Raw genomic sequence first — 18155 nt, 5'->3', positions numbered from 1 at the left:
GTAAATATGACAGTCCTCCCACGACACGCCGCTTTGCGCGGTGTTGGCCATCAGCCAAGGCACGGCTTGCTGCGCCTTGTCGGTGCTGTCGTGGAACACGATATTGCCTCGCCGCCACAGCAGCATCAGGGTCAACACGCGATTGGCAGTCTGCTCGACGCTGATACGGCCCGAGCTGTCCTTAGAATCGATATTCCACAACGACACGCGAATCTGTTGATCGCGAAAGAACGCCCCGCTGTCGGCGCGGCGATGACCGTAGGGCGGGCGGAACAGCGGCACGAAGTTGTCCGGCAGCACCTGCTGCGCCAGCGCCGCCGTACGCTCGATGGAATCCTGCCAATCGACCCAGTGCGCGTGTGAGCGGTACTCCCAGCCTTGCAGCCCCACGCATTGTTGCCGGTACACATTCTGCAACGCCTGGGGCGACGAGGCGTCCAGACGGCTCTGCAGGCTCTTGCCCAGGACGAAGAACGTAGCGTTGATTTTCTGCTGACGCATGAAGTCCGCCAGCCAGTCGGTCGCGCCGTCTGCCACTGTCGGACCGCTCTCGAAGTTGAGCAGGAAGGTTCGATCAGGCATCTCTTCGCCGCTCAACTCATCGGAGTTATAGCGCTCGATCTCGCTGCTGGTCTGCGGAAACAACGCTGCCATGCGCAGCAATTCGTTCAGATAACGCTGACTGAAGGCATCGGCCGGCGCTGCCCAACCGGCGTAGAACGAGTCGTCGGCGACTTTATATTCCGCCGCGCGCTGACGCAGCATCGGCACGTCATCGACCAGCACGCAAAAAGAGGCGTCGGCCTCGCACGACTTCTCCGCGGCCTTCCAGTTTTCGAACAGGCGCGACCACAGACGGGTGCGAATCAGATTGATGGTTGGCGAATTGACTTGCCGCAGGCCCAACCGCCCCGCGAGCTGAGCATCGCTGAGGTTTTCGCTTTCCAGCAGTTGATGGGCGAAGCTTAAAATTTGCGCCCGGGAGGCGACATCGAACAGTTGCGGTGTTTCAAGCGCTTCAGGCCAGACACTGCGATCCAGTGTCGCGATGTCGCCAGTCGCCGCCTGTGCGTTGAGTCCTACCAGGCAGGCGCCAATCAATAACAGCATGCGCAAAACGACGTGCTCCCAATCCTTGAATAAAGAGGCCGAAACCGGCGAAGCACTATAGCGGATTGGCTGACGCCCTTGCAGGTTGCAGGTCACACCGACCTGATCTGCGCCGCACCTATCATCACCATAGCTGGAGTCATCCGGGCACAACCCCTAGAATCGCCGTCACGATCAAAGGAGACGACCGCATGCTGATGGTGATATCCCCAGCGAAAACCCTCGATTTCGAAACGCCGCCGACCACCACGAAATTTACCCAGCCGCAGTACCTGGATCACTCTCAGGAACTGATCACGCAATTGCGCGAGCTGACCCCGTCGCAGATCAGCGAGCTCATGGATCTGTCTGACAAACTCGCCGGCCTGAACGCCGCGCGCTTCGGCAGCTGGACGCCCGCCTTCACGCCAGAGAATGCCAAGCAGGCGCTGCTGGCGTTCAAAGGCGACGTTTATACCGGTCTGGCCGCCGAGACCCTCAGTCAGGCTGATCTCGATTACGCCCAGCAACACCTGCGCATGCTGTCTGGGCTGTATGGCCTGCTGCGCCCGCTTGACCTGATGCAGCCATACCGTCTGGAAATGGGCACCAAACTCGCCAACGCGCGCGGCAAGGATCTTTACGCATTCTGGGGCAACCGGATCAGCGAATGGCTTAATGAAGCACTGGCCGACCAGGGCGATGACGTGCTGCTCAATCTGGCTTCAAACGAGTATTTTTCAGCGGTCAAACGCCCGGCCCTCAATGCCCGCGTGATCGACACCGAATTCCGTGACCAGAAAAACGGTCAGTACAAAATCATCAGTTTCTACGCGAAAAAAGCGCGCGGCATGATGAGCCGCTTCGTGATTTCGGAGCGAATCGACAAGCCGGACGACCTGAAACAATTCGATGTTCAGGGCTATCGATACAGCAAAGAGCTGTCCAAAGCGGACAAACTGGTGTTCCTGCGTGACGAGCAACAAGCCTGACAACCGACAGGAGCGCGCCGATCCGGAGCTCTCCTGATCGCCCCAAACGGCGCATTTCGGCGCCGGTCTCGAACCAATTTCTCCCGAAGAGATGCCGTGCGCGTTAACAGCGCATCGGATCATTCCGTTTGGCGGAACATTTACACCCTCAAAAGGGTGGTTATGAAGTTCCCTAAACGCCCGATTGACTGACGAACGGTGGCGCAAACAGCCTTTTGACGCCAATATTCAGGCGAAAATAAGTTCCCAGAATTTTTCTCAAAAATTTAACAACATTTTTGACTGGTAGCACATTGCTGCTCCGCACTAGTGGCAGTGTTACATGCACTCCCCGCAAACCCCTTGTAACTAAGGGCCGGACCGAAGAGTGACATCATAGTGCCGCCACTCAGGATTGCCGATGTATTTCGAAAAATCTCAAAAAGAGGACGAGCGGCCAGGAACTTATGGGGAATGCTCAGGCTCCTACATCCCGTAACAATTCTCGTCCACCTTGTGAGACATCTCTTACATGGCAATAGGACAGATCTGAAAGTTGCTTATCAACGTAGTTAGACCAGTCGGTCAATGTGGTACGTGCAAGGAGAGAACGCACCAAACTAGTTGAAGTAAACCGAGCAAGCACCAATCGGGTGCCTGCAGTTACTGCCGGGCAGGATATGACTGACCATGGCCAAAAGCCTTGAGCCAGAGGCGCGACAGCGACTCGCAACCGTTCGATGGAGTGCTATGCCACATCTCAGATCGAAAACTTACATATTTATATATAGGTTATTCGACGCTAGTAATCTGTAATATTCGGGCCCGCCTACGGAATCAGGCCGCCCCTATTTAAATTCTGCCTGTGCTTGTGTCACGACAATCTTTGCCGTGCGGAAGAGTGCGCGAAAAAGTTGTTAGACAGTATTTATATCCAGCCAACTAAATGGCGTAAAAATCGAGGAGATTACGATGCATATCAGCATCTTTGGTTTGGGCTATGTCGGTGCAGTATGTGCTGGTTGCCTCTCGGCGCGTGGTCATGATGTTGTTGGCGTGGATATCTCCGCCGCCAAGATCGATCTGATCAACCAGGGCAAATCTCCAATCGTGGAGCCGGGTCTGGGTGAACTCCTGGAGAACGGCATCAAGACTGGCAAGCTGCGCGGCACCACCGACTTTTCCGAGGCGATTCGCGCCACTGACCTGTCGATGATCTGCGTGGGTACGCCCAGCAAGAAAAACGGCGATCTGGAGCTGGATTTCATCGAGTCTGTCTGCCGCGAAATCGGCTTCGTCCTGCGTGACAAGACTTCCCGCCACACCATCGTCGTGCGCAGCACCGTGCTGCCTGGCACTGTCGCCAACGTGGTCATCCCGATCCTGGAAGACTGCTCGGGCAAGAAAGCCGGCGTCGATTTCGGCGTAGCGGTCAACCCTGAATTCCTGCGCGAAAGCACCGCGATCAAAGACTACGATCATCCTCCGATGACCGTGATCGGCGAATTCGACAAGGCGTCCGGTGACGTTCTGCAATCCCTGTACGAAGAACTCGACGCGCCGATCATCCGCAAGGACATCGCCGTTGCCGAAATGATCAAGTACACCTGCAACGTCTGGCACGCGACCAAGGTCACCTTCGCCAACGAAATCGGCAACATCGCCAAGGCAGTCGGCGTCGACGGCCGCGAAGTGATGGAAGTTGTCTGCCAGGACAAGGCCCTGAACCTGTCGCAGTACTACATGCGCCCAGGCTTCGCTTTCGGCGGTTCCTGCCTGCCTAAAGACGTTCGCGCCCTGACCTACCGCGCAAGCTCGCTGGACGTAGAAGCGCCACTGCTCAACTCGCTGATGCGCAGTAACGTCTCCCAGGTTCAGAACGCATTCGACATCGTTGCCTCCGGCGATACCCGCAAGGTTGCCCTGCTGGGTCTGAGCTTCAAGGCCGGTACCGACGACCTGCGCGAGAGCCCGCTGGTCGAGCTGGCAGAAATGCTGATCGGTAAAGGTTTCGACCTGAGCATCTTCGACAGCAACGTCGAATACGCCCGCGTCCACGGCGCCAACAAGGACTACATCGAGTCCAAGATCCCGCACGTTTCGTCCCTGCTCAACTCGGACTTCGACGCCGTGATCAACAACTCCGACGTGATCATCCTCGGCAACCGTGACGAGCGTTTCCGTGCACTGGCCAACGAAGCGCCAGCTGGCAAGCGCGTCATCGACCTGGTGGGCTTCATGAAAGGCACCACCACCGAAGACGGTCAGACCGAAGGCATTTGCTGGTAAGAGGCGGCGGCAAGCGCCAAGCCACAAGCTGCAGGTTTCAAGTTTCATGCTCAGTGCTGCAAGCGGTCATCCGCTTGCAGCTTGAGGTTTGAGGCCTGCGGCTTGGTTGCAACTGACTTCAAGGGATACGAACTATGCAAAGGCTCAAGCACGGCTTGCTTCAAGCCGCAGGTTGGCTGTTTTATCTGAGTTTGCTGGCAGCCATTGCAATGGCGCTGCCCAAGTCGCTATTCGACTCTCAGTCGAAAGACTTTATTTTCCTGGTCGGTATCGTCGGTATCTGGCGTTACTCGATGGGCGCAACGCACTTTGTGCGCGGCATGATTTTTCTTTACATCGTCTACCCACACCTGCGTCGTAAAGTGCGCAAGCTGGGCAAGGCGGCCGATCCATCCCACGTGTTTCTGATGGTCACCAGTTTCCGTATCGACGCGCTGACCACCGCTCAGGTGTACAGCTCGGTGATTCAGGAAGCGATCAATTCCGGCTATCCGACCACCGTCGTCTGCTCGCTGGTCGAGATGTCGGACGAGCTGCTGGTCAAGGCACTGTGGGCCAAGTACAACCCGCCCGAGCATGTGAAACTGGACTTCGTGCGCATCGCCGGTACCGGCAAGCGTGACGGTCTTGCCTTCGGTTTCCGCGCGATCTCGCGCCACATGCCGGATGACCGTGCAGTGGTTGCGGTGATCGACGGCGACACCGTTCTGGCAGAAGGCGTGGTTCGCAAGACCGTGCCGTGGTTCCAGCTGTTCGGCAACGTCGGCGGCCTGACCACCAACGAGTTCTGCGAAGTACGCGGCGGCTACATCATGAGCGAATGGCACAAGCTGCGTTTCGCCCAGCGTCATATCAACATGTGCTCGATGGCCCTGTCCAAGCGCGTGCTGACCATGACCGGCCGCATGTCTGTGTTCCGCGCCACCGTGGTCACCGACCCGGACTTCATCGCCGACGTGGAGAGCGATTCGCTCCAGCACTGGCGCCTTGGCCGCTTCAAGTTCCTGACCGGTGACGACAAGTCCAGCTGGTTCAGCCTGATGCGCCTGGGCTACGACACGTTCTACGTGCCGGACGCCGCGATCAACACCGTCGAGCACCCGCCTGAGAAGAGCTTCCTCAAGGCCAGTCGCAAGCTGATGTATCGCTGGTACGGCAACAACCTCCGCCAGAACTCTCGAGCGCTTGGCCTGGGTGTCCGTCGCCTGGGTGTGTTCACCAGCATCGTGCTGTTCGACCAGCGCGTGTCGATGTGGACCTCGATTCTCGGCCTGACCGTCGCGATTCTCGCCAGCCTCAAATACGGCGTGAGTTTCCTGCTGGCGTACCTGCTGTGGATCGGTATCACGCGTCTGATTCTCACGCTGTTGCTGTCGTGCTCCGGCCACGCCATCGGGCCGGCCTACCCCATGATTCTGTATTACAACCAGATCGTCGGCGCGCTGATGAAGATTTACGTTTTCTTCCGCCTCGACCGCCAGTCCTGGACTCGCCAGGACACAAAACTGAGCCGTGACATGGCCAGCTTCCAGGGTTGGTTCAACACCTGGTCGTCTCGGACCATGACTTTTTCGGCTGGCAGCATCTTTGTTGCCGTGCTGCTGACAATGGTCTGACCCGGGTCTCTGACCGCACCAATGGATCAACTCGATTAATCAGGAATTACCGCCATGAATACAGCCGTGAATGTGAACGTCGTCCATGAATCCGAAGCCCAGCGTCAGCACGCCCGGGTCAAAATCCCTGCCAAGCTGCGCCTGCTCAACGGCCAGCCCAACGCGCCGCTGGTTCGGGTCGAAGACCTCTCCGCTGGCGGTCTGAGCTATGTCGCGCCGGCTGGTCAGCGCCCTTCCGTGGGTGAAGTGATCAAGGGCCGTCTGCAATTCCTGATCGACAACCTGGGCCTGGCGATGGACGTCGAACTGCAGGTTCGCGCGATCGATTCGGCGACCGGCCGCGTCGGCTGCCAGTTTCAGCATCTGGAAGCTCAGGACATCGCGACCCTGCGTCACCTGATCACTTCCCACCTGAGCGGCGAGATCGTCAGCATGGGTGAAGTGCTGGCCACCCTGCAGCGCGACAACTTCACCAAGGCCCGCAAGAACAAGGACACCGGCAGTGGCATGAGCGCCTTCGGTCGCCTGCGCGCCGTGACCTTCAGTGCCGGTATCTTCATCGTCGGCCTGGCGGCATTCGGTTTCGTGGCCAAGTCCGTTTACGGTATGTACTTCGTCAGCCACTCCACTTCCGGTCTGGTCAGCGTGCCGACCATGGATGTGACCATGCCACGCGACGGCACCGTGACCAGCCTGGTCGCACCGGACGGTCAGGTCGCCAAAGGCGCACCACTGGCCTCGTTCAACACCAGCATGCTCGACGTACTCAAGGGCAACCTGGACCCGGACGAAATGCAGCCTGCGAAAATCGAAGAGCTCTTCGGTCGCCAGCTCGCCGGTACTCTGACCAGCCCATGTGATTGCATCATCGGCAAGCAACTGGTTGCCAACGGTCAATACGCTGCCAAAGGCGACGTGATCTTCCAGATGGTGCCGCGCAACGTCGCCGCCAACATCGATGCCCGCTTCACCTACCGCCAGTTTGCCGATGTGCAGCCGGGCGCTCGCGTCAACTTCCAGGTGGCCGGCGAAGAAGGCACTCACAGCGGCAAGATCGTCAGCTCCACTGCGCTGAGCCCTGCCGACCTGTCTTCGGACCTGCGCGTACAGATCCAGCCTGATGAATCCCTGAGCAGCACCCTGGCCGGTCGTCCAGTAGAAGTGGTCAGCGATCGCGGTCCTTCGCTGAACTGGCTGATCGACAAAGCCACGGCCGCAGGTCTCTAAACATGGCTAGCCCACTACGAAGCTTGTCAGCCCCTACGTTGTTGAGCCTTGCGATCGCGATCGGTCTGGGCGGCTGTGCCGGCCTGCCCGATCAGCGCCTGGCCAATGAAGCCCTGAAACGCGGCGATACCGCGCTGGCGGAGCAAAACTATCGGCAACTGGCGGACCTGGGTTATAGCGATGCACAGGTAGGTCTTGCAGACATTCAGGTCGGTACTCGCGACCCTGAACTGATCAAGCAGGCCGAGGCAACTTACCGCGCTGCCGCTGAAACGTCGCCACGGGCGCAATCGCGCCTGGGCAAACTGCTCGCGGTCAAACCCAACTCCACCGAGGCCGAGCAACGCGAAGCCGAAGGTCTGTTGAAAAAAGCTTTCGCCAATGGCGAGGCCGGCACGCTGATTCCGCTGGCGATGCTTTATCTGCAATACCCGCACACGTTCCCCAACGTGAACGCGCAGCAGAAGATCAGCGAATGGCGTGCGCAGGGTTATCCGGAAGCCGGTCTTGCCCAGGTGCTGCTGTTCCGCACCCAAGGCACCTACGACCAGCATCTGGGTGAAGTCGAAAGCATCTGTAAGGAAGCGCTGCGCGCCAACGATGTCTGCTACATGGAACTGGCGACGGTCTACCAGAAACGTGGCGAAGCGGACAAACAGGCGGCGTTGCTGGACCAGATGCAGCGCGGCTATTCAGCAGGCACCGTGCCGGCCATGCGTGTCGACACCGTAGCCCGTGTGCTGGCCGACTCGACCATCGGCAAGCCGGACGAAAAAACCGCGCAGCAGTTGCTGGAAAAAGTCGCACCGGCGTACCCCGCTTCGTGGGTCAGCCTGGCGCAACTGCTCTACGACTATCCAGAGCTCGGCGACGTCAACAAGATGATGGAATACCTGGACAACGGCCGTGCTGCGGATCAACCGCGCGCCGAGCTGCTGCTGGGCAAACTGTATTACGAAGGCAAGCTGGTTTTGCCTGATGCGAAGAAAGCCGAGGAGCACCTGACCAAGGCCGCCCCGACGCAGATTTCGGCGCATTACTACCTGGGTCAGCTGTATCGCCGTGGCTACCTCGGCCATCCCGACCCGCAAAAAGCCGTCGACCAGCTGCTGACCTCCGCACGCGGTGGCCAGAACAGCGCCGACTTCGCCCTCGCGCAATTGTTCTCGCAAGGCAAGGGCATCAAGCCCGACCCGGTGAATGCGTGGGTCTTTGGTCAGCTGGCGCAAGCCCAGGGCACTCCTCAGGCCACGGAACTTGCACAGCAACTCAACGATCAATTGCCGCCTGAGAAGCGTGCCCAAGCGCAAAGTCTTCTCCAGCGAGAACAGCAGGTCCGGGGCACCACAGCGCAAAACGCGCTGGCCTTGCAGACCCTGCAAGAAGAAAAAGACGGCGAGGACGCACCTCTATGAAGCTTAAGTTGAACCCCTTGATGGCAGCCGGACTGGGTCTGGGTTTCACTCTGGTCTGGGCTACGCCGACACTGGCAGCCCTGACCGATACCCAGAATTTCGGTATTGAAGTAAAGCTGACTGGGCAACTGGAAGACGACCGTGACCTGGGCACCCGTGATGGTGGCGATGTCAACGGTGTCGGTCTGGACCTGCGCCCATGGATGTATGGCCAATGGGGCAACTGGAGCGGTTACGCGATGGGTCAGGTGGTCACTGCCACGGACACCATCCAGACCGACCCGCTGGATCAGCAGGTCACTGATGAAAACGGCCAGTCCACCCTGCGCGCTCGCAAGACGTCGAGCAGCCGTGAAGTGGACGACAGCTACGCCGCACTGCGCGAATTCTGGATCGGCTACAGCGGTTTCACGCCTTACCCTGGCGAGATCCTCAAGGTCGGTCGCCAGCGTCTGCGCAACGACGATGGCCAATGGCACGACACCAACATCGAAGCGGTGAACTGGGTGTTCGACACCACGCTGCTCAAGGCGGAAGTCGGCGCCGCACAACGTTTCAGCGAATACCGCACCGACCTGACCGAACTGTCCGCACAGGACAAGGACCGTCAGCATCTGTTCGGCGATGTCGAATACCAGTGGACGCCAGGTCAATGGGCCGGCGTGCGTGCGCACTACAGCCATGATGGCGGCAGCTTCAAGGATCAGGGCGAAGAGATCGACGATCTCGACAAGACCACCCGCGGCGACCTCACCTGGCTGGGCATTCAGGCCAACAGCGACGCTTACAACTATCGCAACCTGAACACCGTCAACTACTGGGGCAGCCTGACCTGGCTGACCGGCGACCGTGATCGTCTGGGCAGCACTTACAGCGCGGCCCGCGACGAATACGTCGCAGGCCAGAAGACCAACGAAAACGTGAATGGCTGGGCGACCGACCTGGGCCTGCGTGTGCGTCTTGACCCGATGTGGCAAGTGGGCGGCGCCTACTCCCGCGCCAGCAAGAACTACGAACAGAACGGCCTGGAAAGCAACCGCTCGAACTGGACCGGTACCCGCTCGCGCGTACACCGCTTCGGCGAAGCCTTCCAGGGCGAAATGGCCAACGTGGAATCCGGAACGCTGTTCGCGTCCTGGCAGATGCAGGACGAGTACGACGCCTCTCTGATCTACCACAAGTTCCGCCGTGTCGACGGTCACTCCGGTATCGGGGGCGCAGGGATCAACCCGGCTCGCGAGAACGTGGATGCCGACGGCGTCAGCAGCTTCGACTCCCTGCCACTGGAAGACGGCCGCAAGGATCTGGGTCAGGAAATGGATCTGGTGGTCACCAAGTACTTCAAGCAGGGCCTGTTGCCTGCTTCGGTGAGCCAGTCGTTTGACGAGCCTTCCGCGCTGATTCGTCTGCGTGCAGGCGTGTTCAAACCCGGCGATGCGTATCACAGCGGCGTGGACGATTACATGCACCGCGCCATCGTCGACGTTATCTGGCGTTTCTGATGCAAAGCAGGATCGGGTACCGCAGATCGCTGTCAGTCCGGCTTGCCGGCTGCAGCGCTCTTGCGGAAGTCACCGCCGGCAAGCCGGGCTGCTACGGGAGCTTCACCATGTTCTCGACACCGGTTGTGTCACGTTTGATGAGAGTGCAATGACATGAACAGTCAAGCAAACAGTTTGCGGCCTCGGGGCTGGCCACATGCTCTGCTGGAAAGCGCAGTGCTCAGTAGCGCTCTGCTGCTTGCCAGTGCCGGCGCGATGGCCAACAGCCCTGCGCCAGCGCCAGCGGCCGCCGCCAAGCCGGCAGCCGGGGAAGAAGTCGTCAAAGGCCTGCATCAGGCCAAGACGTACACCATCAGCAGCCCGCCCGCCGAGCCGCTGATGATGGACAAGCCCAAGCTGCCTGACTTGTCGGGTTATACCCAGCAGGCCATGCAGAAAAAGATCGTGCGGACCAAGCCAGGCAAGGTCGCGATCAGACGAATGATGCAGGAAGACTCGCTGAAGGAATTCATCGGCGGCGATAACAAGATGGCTGAGTGGGTCGCGCGTCAACACGGCATCCCTCAGGCGATCTTCATCGAAGACGGCTACATGAACCTGCAGGATCTGGCGAAAAAGGTGCCTAAGCAGTACCTGAGCGAGACCTCTCCAGGTGTCTATCTTGCACGTCTGCCGATCGTGGTCGGCAAGACCGGTATCTTCGAGATCGACAAGAAGACCACCGAACTGCGCCTGTCGCAGGAAGCCGGTTCGTTCATGGTCAACGACAACAAGTTGTTCATCTCCGACACCCGCCTGACGGGCTGGAGCGAGAAGGCCAACGGTCCGTCGACGTTCAAGGCACCGAAGGAATTCCGTCCGTTCGTGCTTGCCTGGGGCGGCACCCAGACTTACATGTTCAACGCAAAAGTGGCGAGCCTGGGTTACAACAACAGCAAGTCGTACGGCATCAGTATTTCTCAGTACACGCCCAACATGAAGGCGCAGATGAACCGCCCGGATCCGACCGGCTGGATCGTCAACTCAGAGTTCTCGGACCTCTGGTACGGCTTCTACTGCTATGAAACCCGCGACTTCGTGGTCAAGAGCAACACCTACCACGACAACATCATTTACGGCATCGACCCGCACGACCGTTCGCACGGCCTGATCATTGCCGAGAACACTGTCTACGGCACCAAGAAAAAACATGGGATCATCATTTCCCGTGAGGTGAACGACAGCTTCATCATCAACAACAAAAGCTATGACAACCACCTGTCGGGCGTCGTGCTTGACCGTAACAGCGTCAACAACCTGGTCGCCTACAACGAGATCTACCGCAACCACACCGACGGCATCACGCTGTACGAAAGTGCCGACAACCTGCTGTGGGGCAACCGCGTCTTCGCCAACAAGCGTCACGGCATCCGGGTTCGTAACAGCACCAACATCAAGCTCTACGAAAACCTGGCCATCGGCAACGGCCTGATGGGCGTTTATGGCCACATCAAAGACCTTTCCGATACCGATCGCGACATCAAGCTCGACCCGTTCGACGCTGAAGTGTCGCTGATCATGGTCGGCGGCGAACTGACCTCCAATGGTTCAGGCCCGCTGTCCATCGACTCGCCGCTCAGCGTCGAGCTGTACAAGGTGTCGATGCTTGCACCGACCAAAGCCAGCGGGATCAGCTTCAACGGCGTATTGGGCGACCGTCAGGACGAAATCCTCGATCTGCTGGTGCGCCAACAAAAAGCCGTGTTGATCGACCCGGTCGAAAGCCAGAAACAACTCCGGGACTGAGGAAGACATTTCTATGCACGCACACTTGATCAAATTGCTCAGCCTCTCCGGCCTGACCGCTGCACTGTTCGCCGCCAGCAACGCTGCCTATGCCGCTGACGCGACTGCCCCAAGCTTTACCGCCGAGCCCTGCTGCAGCCTGTGTCCGGAAGCGCATGACGAGAAAAACTACGTCACCCGCTATCAGCAGAACTTCACCACGCTGGTTCAGGCACAGGGTGACTGGCTGTTCCGTACCCGCGAAGACCTGCGCACCGAGTTCGACACCACGCCGGAAGGCTATCGTCGGATGCAACAACTGCACGACGCTTTCAAGAGCAAGGGCGTAGAGCTGGTCGTGGTCTATCAGCCGACTCGCGGCCTGGTCGATCGCAACAAACTGTTCCCGGCCGATCGCGACAAGTTCGATTACAACACCGCGCTGCGTAACTACCAGGCCATGCTCGGTCGCTTCGCAAAAATGGGCTACACCGTGCCGGACCTGTCGCCGCTGACCAACGAACAGCAGGCACATGATTTCTACTTCCGCGGTGACCAGCACTGGACGCCATACGGCGCGCAGCGCACTGCGAAGATCGTCGCCGATTCCGTGAAGAAAATGCCGGCGTTCGCCGACGTTCCTAAGCGCGAATTCGAGACCCATCTGTCAGGTCGCATGGGCAAGAAGGGCACTCTGCACAATATGGCAGGTCAATTGTGCGGCACCAGCTACGCCATCCAGTACATGGATCAGTTCGAGACCGAACCTAAAGGCGAAGCGGGCGACGGCGACCTCTTCGGCGATTCCGGCAATCCGGAAATCACTCTGGTCGGTACCAGTCACAGCGGCAAGAACTACAACTTCGCCGGCTTTTTGCAGGAATACATTGGTGCTGACGTGCTGAACGTGGCATTCCCCGGCGGCGGCCTCGAAGGTTCGATGCTGCAGTACCTGGGCAGCGACGACTTCCAGAAACACCCGCCGAAGATTCTCATCTGGGAATTCTCGCCGCTGTATCGCCTGGATCAAGAAACCATCTATCGCCAGATGATGTCGCTGCTGGATAACGGCTGCGAGGGCAAACCGGCGCTGATGACAACCAGCACCACGCTCAAACCAGGGATCAACGAGCTGTTGGTCAACGGCAAAAACGGCATCAAGGATGTGCGCAACGGCAGTAATCAGATCGACATCAAGTTCGCCGACACCTCGGTGAAGACCCTTCAAGCGCGCCTCTGGTACATGAACGGCCGCCACGAAGACCTGAAGATCGAGAAACCTGAAACATCTGAAACCGACGGGCGCTTCTCCTTCGAACTGCGCGATGACAAGGACTGGGCTGACCAGCAATTGCTCGCACTGGAAGTGCAGGGTCCGGAAGCGGGCGCTGCGCCTCAGCAGGTCGAAGCGAAAGTATGCAAACGCAACGTGTTCCCGAATGTCGCGCATCAAACCGCGCAAGCCGGGTTATGAGGCTCTTATGCACACTCCAAAACTGATGCTCCCTACCCTTCTGTCGCTGGCGATGCTGTCTGGTACAGCGTTCGCCACCAGCGCCAGTGCCGCGTCGACCCTCGTGCCGCCGCAGGGCTACTACGAAGGCGTCGAGAAATTCAAAAGCGGCGAAAACAAGTTCAGCTGTGACGCGACACCGCAGCCTTACACCGGCGCGCTGCAGTTCCGCAGCAAGTACGAAGGTTCGGACAAGGCTCGCGCCACCCTGAACAAGGACTCCGAGCAGGCGTTTCGCGACGCCACCAAGGACATCACGACCATGGAACGCAACACCAGCAAAGTGGTGATGCAGTACATGCGCGATGGCCGTCCGGAACAGCTCGACTGCGCGCTGAACATGCTCACCACCTGGGCCAAGGCCGATGCGCTGGAGTCGACCGACTTCAACCACACCGGCAAGTCGATGCGCAAATGGGCGCTGGGCAGCATGTCCTCCTCCTATCTGCGCCTGAAGTTCTCCGAGTCCCATCCGTTGGCGACTCGCCAGCAGGACGCTCAGATCATCGAAGCCTGGTTCAGCAAGCTGGCCGATCAAGTCGTCAGTGACTGGAACAACCTGCCGCTGGACAAGACCAACAACCACTCGTACTGGGCTGCCTGGTCGGTGATGTCGACCGCCGTGGCGACCAACCGCAAGGACCTGTTCGACTGGTCGGTGAAAGAGTTCAAGGTCGCGGCCAACCAGGTCGACGCTCAAGGCTTCTTGCCTAACGAGCTCAAGCGCAAGCAGCGTGCATTGGCGTACCACAACTACGCACTGCCGCCACTGGCGATGATCGCCAGCTTCGCGCAGGCCAACGGTGTCGATCTGCGCCCTGAAAACAACGGCGCGCTCAAGCGTTTGGGTGACCGGGTACTGGCAGGCGTGAAGGACTCCGGCAACGAATTCCAGGCCAAAGACGGCCAGAAGCAGGACATGACGGACCTCAAGACCGACATGAAATTTGCCTGGCTCGAACCGTACTGCTCGCTCTACGAGTGCGGCCCGGATGTGCTGGATCAGAAACACAAGATGCAACCGTTCAAGAACTTCCGTCTCGGCGGAGACCTGACCCGTACCTATGACCCGAGTCATGAAAAGGGTGAGAAAGGCGGTTCCTGAACGCGGCGACCTTGATCGTTCCCACGCTCTGCGTGGGAACGATCAGACCAGTAGGCGCAGGCAGTGAGATTCATGTTTCACCCCTCCAGTTTTTCATGGGGGGTTTGGGGGGGCTTCGGCCCTTGATGTTGGACAAACGGAGAGATAAGGATGGTTTTCTCATCCAACGTGTTCCTGTTCCTGTTCTTGCCGGTTTTCCTCGGCTTGTACTATCTGAGCGGGCAACGCTATCGCAACCTGCTGCTGCTGATCGCCAGCTACGTGTTCTACGCGTGGTGGCGAGTGGACTTCCTGGCACTGTTCGCAGGTGTGACGCTGTGGAACTACTGGATCGGCCTGCGCGTAGGCGCTGCCGGGGTCAAGACCAAACCCGCACAGCGCTGGCTGCTGCTGGGCGTGGCAGTCGACCTGTGCATCCTGGGCTACTTCAAATACGCCAACTTCGGCGTGGACAGCATCAACGCGATCATGACCTCCTTCGGTCTTGAGCCGTTCATCCTGACCCACGTACTGTTGCCGATCGGTATCTCGTTCTACATCTTCGAGTCCATCAGCTACATCATCGACGTCTACCGTGGCGACACACCGGCAACGCGCAATCTCATCGATTTCGCAGCGTTCGTGGCCATCTTCCCGCACCTGATCGCCGGCCCCGTGCTGCGCTTCCGCGATCTGGTCGACCAGTTCAACAACCGAACGCACACCCTGGACAAGTTCTCCGAAGGCGTGACGCGGTTCATGCAAGGTTTCATCAAGAAGGTCTTCATCGCCGACACCCTGGCGGTCGTGGTCGACCACTGCTTCGCCCTGCAACACCCGACCACGGGCGATGCATGGCTTGGCGCGCTGGCCTACACCGCGCAGCTGTACTTCGACTTCTCCGGTTACAGCGACATGGCCATCGGCCTGGGCCTGATGATGGGTTTCCGCTTCATGGAAAACTTCAAACAGCCTTACATCAGCCAGTCGATCACCGAGTTCTGGCGTCGCTGGCACATCAGTCTGTCCACCTGGCTGCGTGACTACCTGTACATCACCCTGGGCGGCAACCGTGGCGGCAAAGTCGCGACCTATCGCAACCTGTTCCTGACCATGCTGCTGGGCGGTCTGTGGCACGGCGCCAACATCACCTACATCGTGTGGGGCGCCTGGCACGGTGTCTGGCTTGCCATCGAAAAAGCACTGGGCCTGAACACCACGCCGCGTACGTTCAACGTCCTGCGCTGGGCCTTCACCTTCCTGCTGGTCGTCATGGGCTGGGTGATCTTCCGCGCCGAAAACCTGCACGTCGCTGCACGTATGTATGGTGCCATGTTCAGCTTCAGCGAATGGCAACTGTCGGACCTCAACCGCGCCAGCCTGACCGGCCTGCAGGTTGCGACCCTCATCGTTGCCTACATCACCCTCGCCTTCTTCGGCCTGCGTGACTTCTACAAGAACCGCGCACCTGTCAAACCGACGTCGGACACTCACGCCGCTGGCACGCCAGCTCCGGCTGACGGTCCTGCCGCCGCGGTGCCAGGCATGATCAAAGCCGTTCCGGGCGACAAGCCGGGCAGCATCCATCAACCAGGTTACATCGTCGGCACAGAGGCACAGGTTCAGCCTGCCTACTGGACCGCCGACTGGTCGCGCTACGTCATGCGCGCCCTGATCCTGCTGATGTTCGTTGCGTCGATTCTGAAACTCTCGGCGGCCAGTTTCTCGCCGTTCCTGTACTTCCAGTTCTGAGGAGCCTGACATGACCCGTTCATTACGTTTCCTCTACATCTTCCTGTTCCTGGCGATTCTGCTGGTACTGGGCCTGTGGTCGCTGCGCAGCTTCATCGGCTTCTCGACGTCGAAGGAAACCACTGTTCTCAACGGCCACTGGACCAAAGCAGTGGAAACCCATTACGACGATGAATTCCCGATCAAGCGCCTGGGCACCAACCTGTGGGCCGCGCTGGATTACAAGGTGTTCAACGAAGGTCGTCCGGGGGTGATCCTCGGCAAGGACCAGTGGCTGTACACCGACGAAGAATTCGACGCAGTCGCCAATGGCGAGCAGAACGAAGCCGACAACCTGGCGATCATTCAGGGCGTACGCGACACGCTGAAAAAACAGGGTACGCAACTGGTGCTGGCAATCGTTCCAGCCAAGACGCGTCTCTATCCGGAGCACGTGGGCGACAACAAGCCGGCCGCGCTGCACACCGATCTGTATCAGCAGTTCCATGCTCAGGTGAATCAGGCCGGCATCTTCGCGCCGGACCTGCTGGCACCGCTGCAGAGCGCCAAAGACAAAGGCCAGGTCTTCTTGCGTACCGACACTCACTGGACGCCGATGGGCGCCGAAGTGGTCGCGCAGCAACTGGGCGCGGCGATCTCCAGCCAAACGCCACTGAGCGGCGATCCGCAGACGTTCGTCACCGAAGCCAAGTCCAGCGCGCCGTACAAGGGTGACCTGACCAACTTCCTGCCACTCGATCCGCTGTTCAGCAACCTGCTGCCCAAGCCGGACGACCTGCAACAGCGCACCACCAACCCGGCCCAGGCCGACGGTGAAAGCGGTGATGCATTGTTCGCCGACAACTCGGTGGCAGTCGGTCTGGTCGGTACCAGCTACAGCGCCAACCCGAACTGGAACTTTGCTGGCGCTCTGAAGCAAGCGCTGCACAGCGACGTCGTGAATTACGCCGAAGACGGCCATGGCCCGATTCTGCCGATGCTCAAGTATCTGCAGACCGATGCCTTCAAGAGCAGCCCGCCGCAGGTGCTGATCTGGGAGTTCCCGGAACGCTACCTGCCCGCTCACAACGACCTGACCGAGTTCGATCCGCAGTGGATCGCCGAACTCAAGAAGGCTCGTGACCCTCAACAAAATCTGGCTCAGAACGCCAACGATTCCAACTCCGAGTCGCCCAACCGGGCGCAAAACTGAGAGGACTACTCAAAATGACCTTGCAGAACCCAACTCGCATGCCTACTCGTTCGACCAAGACCAGCCTGCTGAAAACCTGCGTTCTGGCCGCAAGCCTGGGCTTCGTGTCCCTCTCGGCCTTCGCTGGTGGCGACGCCGCTCTGTACGGCCCGACCGCGCCAAAAGGGTCGACCTTCGTTCGCGTCTACAACGCCAGCAACAGTGAAATCAGCGCAAGCGTCGGCAATACCAGCCTGAACGAAGTCGGCCCGCTGGCCAGCAGCGATTTCAGCTTCATGCCACAGGGTGACTACAGCGCCAAGATCGGCAGCCAGACGCTGCCGGTGAAACTGGCGAGCGATCACTACTACACCATCGTCAACAACACATCGGGCGCGCCACAGCTGGTGGAAGAGCCACCGTTCAAGAACAAGCAGAAGTCCCTGGTTCGCGTGCAGAACCTGAGCGACAAGTCGCTGACCCTGAAGACTGCCGACGGCAAGACCGACGTGGTCAAGGCTGTCTCGGCCAAAGGCACCGGCGAGCGTGAAATCAACCCGGTCAAAGTCAGCTTCGCGCTGTTCGACGGTGACAAGAAAGTCAGCGACCTGAAGCCAGTCGCACTGGAGCGTGGCGAAGCGGCCGTGCTGTACATCACCGGCACCGGCAGCAACCTGTCGCCAGTCTGGGTCAAGCGCCCGACTTCGACTCAGTAAATGCAGATCGTGCGCTGCTCACGCGGCGCACGCGACTGAATTTTGA

Annotated in this window: 12 protein-coding genes and 1 pseudogene; 12 read left to right on the top strand and 1 reads right to left on the bottom strand. The window is 59.2% G+C overall.

Features of this window, described 5'->3' with window-relative positions:
• Window positions 1-9 precede the first annotated feature (9 nt).
• Window positions 10-1116, bottom strand: a pseudogene (locus AAGQ88_RS04185) (polysaccharide deacetylase family protein); the annotation flags it as partial.
• A 185-nt stretch (window positions 1117-1301) separates the two neighbouring features.
• On the opposite strand from AAGQ88_RS04185, the gene yaaA reads away from it, so the two are divergent.
• The 12 genes from yaaA to AAGQ88_RS04125 all read left to right on the top strand — a co-directional run bounded on the left by yaaA (window position 1302) and on the right by AAGQ88_RS04125 (window position 18109).
• The gene (gene yaaA, locus AAGQ88_RS04180; protein ID WP_342654518.1) at window positions 1302-2081 is read left to right on the top strand and encodes a peroxide stress protein YaaA; all 780 of its coding nucleotides are present in this window, start codon (window positions 1302-1304) and stop codon (window positions 2079-2081) included.
• Window positions 2082-3032: 951 nt separating this feature from the next.
• On the top strand, window positions 3033-4349 hold the full coding sequence (locus tag AAGQ88_RS04175; protein WP_285426503.1) for a nucleotide sugar dehydrogenase: 1317 nt from the start codon (window positions 3033-3035) through the stop codon (window positions 4347-4349).
• Between the two features lie 134 nt (window positions 4350-4483).
• A complete protein-coding gene (gene alg8 / locus AAGQ88_RS04170) occupies window positions 4484-5965 on the top strand; it encodes a mannuronan synthase (RefSeq protein WP_285426502.1) in 1482 nt (493 codons plus the stop codon).
• A 54-nt stretch (window positions 5966-6019) separates the two neighbouring features.
• Window positions 6020-7192: a PilZ domain-containing protein gene (locus tag AAGQ88_RS04165; protein ID WP_342654517.1), complete on the top strand. Its 1173-nt coding sequence runs from the start codon at window positions 6020-6022 to the stop codon at window positions 7190-7192.
• A gap of 2 nt (window positions 7193-7194) precedes the next feature.
• Window positions 7195-8607 carry an alginate biosynthesis TPR repeat lipoprotein AlgK gene (gene algK / locus AAGQ88_RS04160; protein WP_285426500.1) on the top strand — a complete coding sequence of 471 codons (1413 nt, stop codon included), beginning with the start codon at window positions 7195-7197 and terminating at the stop codon, window positions 8605-8607.
• A complete protein-coding gene (locus tag AAGQ88_RS04155; RefSeq protein ID WP_285426499.1) occupies window positions 8604-10109 on the top strand; it encodes an alginate export family protein in 1506 nt (501 codons plus the stop codon). Before algK ends, AAGQ88_RS04155 begins: the two co-directional genes overlap by 4 nt.
• A gap of 153 nt (window positions 10110-10262) precedes the next feature.
• Entirely contained in the window at window positions 10263-11894 is a 1632-nt protein-coding gene (gene algG, locus AAGQ88_RS04150) for a mannuronan 5-epimerase AlgG (RefSeq protein ID WP_342654516.1), read from the top strand.
• Between the two features lie 13 nt (window positions 11895-11907).
• Window positions 11908-13347 carry an alginate O-acetyltransferase gene (locus AAGQ88_RS04145; protein ID WP_285426497.1) on the top strand — a complete coding sequence of 480 codons (1440 nt, stop codon included), beginning with the start codon at window positions 11908-11910 and terminating at the stop codon, window positions 13345-13347.
• Window positions 13348-13354: 7 nt separating this feature from the next.
• Window positions 13355-14491, top strand: coding sequence for a mannuronate-specific alginate lyase (locus AAGQ88_RS04140; RefSeq protein ID WP_285426496.1), 1137 nt, complete (start codon window positions 13355-13357; stop codon window positions 14489-14491).
• 150 nt (window positions 14492-14641) lie between these two features.
• Window positions 14642-16222: an MBOAT family protein gene (locus AAGQ88_RS04135; RefSeq protein WP_285426495.1), complete on the top strand. Its 1581-nt coding sequence runs from the start codon at window positions 14642-14644 to the stop codon at window positions 16220-16222.
• A 10-nt stretch (window positions 16223-16232) separates the two neighbouring features.
• Window positions 16233-17414 carry an alginate O-acetyltransferase gene (locus AAGQ88_RS04130; RefSeq protein ID WP_342654515.1) on the top strand — a complete coding sequence of 394 codons (1182 nt, stop codon included), beginning with the start codon at window positions 16233-16235 and terminating at the stop codon, window positions 17412-17414.
• A gap of 38 nt (window positions 17415-17452) precedes the next feature.
• Window positions 17453-18109 (top strand): alginate O-acetyltransferase AlgF, encoded by a 657-nt coding sequence (locus AAGQ88_RS04125; protein ID WP_285426493.1) that lies wholly within the window; start codon window positions 17453-17455, stop codon window positions 18107-18109.
• Window positions 18110-18155 lie beyond the last annotated feature (46 nt).

This window comes from Pseudomonas sp. F3-2 (genome assembly GCF_038804275.1).
GTDB lineage: Bacteria > Pseudomonadota > Gammaproteobacteria > Pseudomonadales > Pseudomonadaceae > Aquipseudomonas.
This window is presented reverse-complemented; position numbering and strand designations above follow the sequence as displayed.

What these genes read in the sequence shown, in the direction of transcription:
- alg8 (WP_285426502.1), top strand. Translation starts at nt 4,484, where the DNA reads ATGCAAAGGCTCAAGCACGGCTTGCTTCAAGCCGCAGGTTGGCTGTTT.
- AAGQ88_RS04155 (WP_285426499.1), top strand. Translation starts at nt 8,604, where the DNA reads ATGAAGCTTAAGTTGAACCCCTTGATGGCAGCCGGACTGGGTCTGGGT.
- AAGQ88_RS04175 (WP_285426503.1), top strand. Translation starts at nt 3,033, where the DNA reads ATGCATATCAGCATCTTTGGTTTGGGCTATGTCGGTGCAGTATGTGCT.
- algG (WP_342654516.1), top strand. Translation starts at nt 10,263, where the DNA reads ATGAACAGTCAAGCAAACAGTTTGCGGCCTCGGGGCTGGCCACATGCT.
- yaaA (WP_342654518.1), top strand. Translation starts at nt 1,302, where the DNA reads ATGCTGATGGTGATATCCCCAGCGAAAACCCTCGATTTCGAAACGCCG.
- AAGQ88_RS04125 (WP_285426493.1), top strand. Translation starts at nt 17,453, where the DNA reads ATGCCTACTCGTTCGACCAAGACCAGCCTGCTGAAAACCTGCGTTCTG.
- algK (WP_285426500.1), top strand. Translation starts at nt 7,195, where the DNA reads ATGGCTAGCCCACTACGAAGCTTGTCAGCCCCTACGTTGTTGAGCCTT.
- AAGQ88_RS04165 (WP_342654517.1), top strand. Translation starts at nt 6,020, where the DNA reads ATGAATACAGCCGTGAATGTGAACGTCGTCCATGAATCCGAAGCCCAG.
- AAGQ88_RS04130 (WP_342654515.1), top strand. Translation starts at nt 16,233, where the DNA reads ATGACCCGTTCATTACGTTTCCTCTACATCTTCCTGTTCCTGGCGATT.
- AAGQ88_RS04135 (WP_285426495.1), top strand. Translation starts at nt 14,642, where the DNA reads ATGGTTTTCTCATCCAACGTGTTCCTGTTCCTGTTCTTGCCGGTTTTC.
- AAGQ88_RS04145 (WP_285426497.1), top strand. Translation starts at nt 11,908, where the DNA reads ATGCACGCACACTTGATCAAATTGCTCAGCCTCTCCGGCCTGACCGCT.
- AAGQ88_RS04140 (WP_285426496.1), top strand. Translation starts at nt 13,355, where the DNA reads ATGCACACTCCAAAACTGATGCTCCCTACCCTTCTGTCGCTGGCGATG.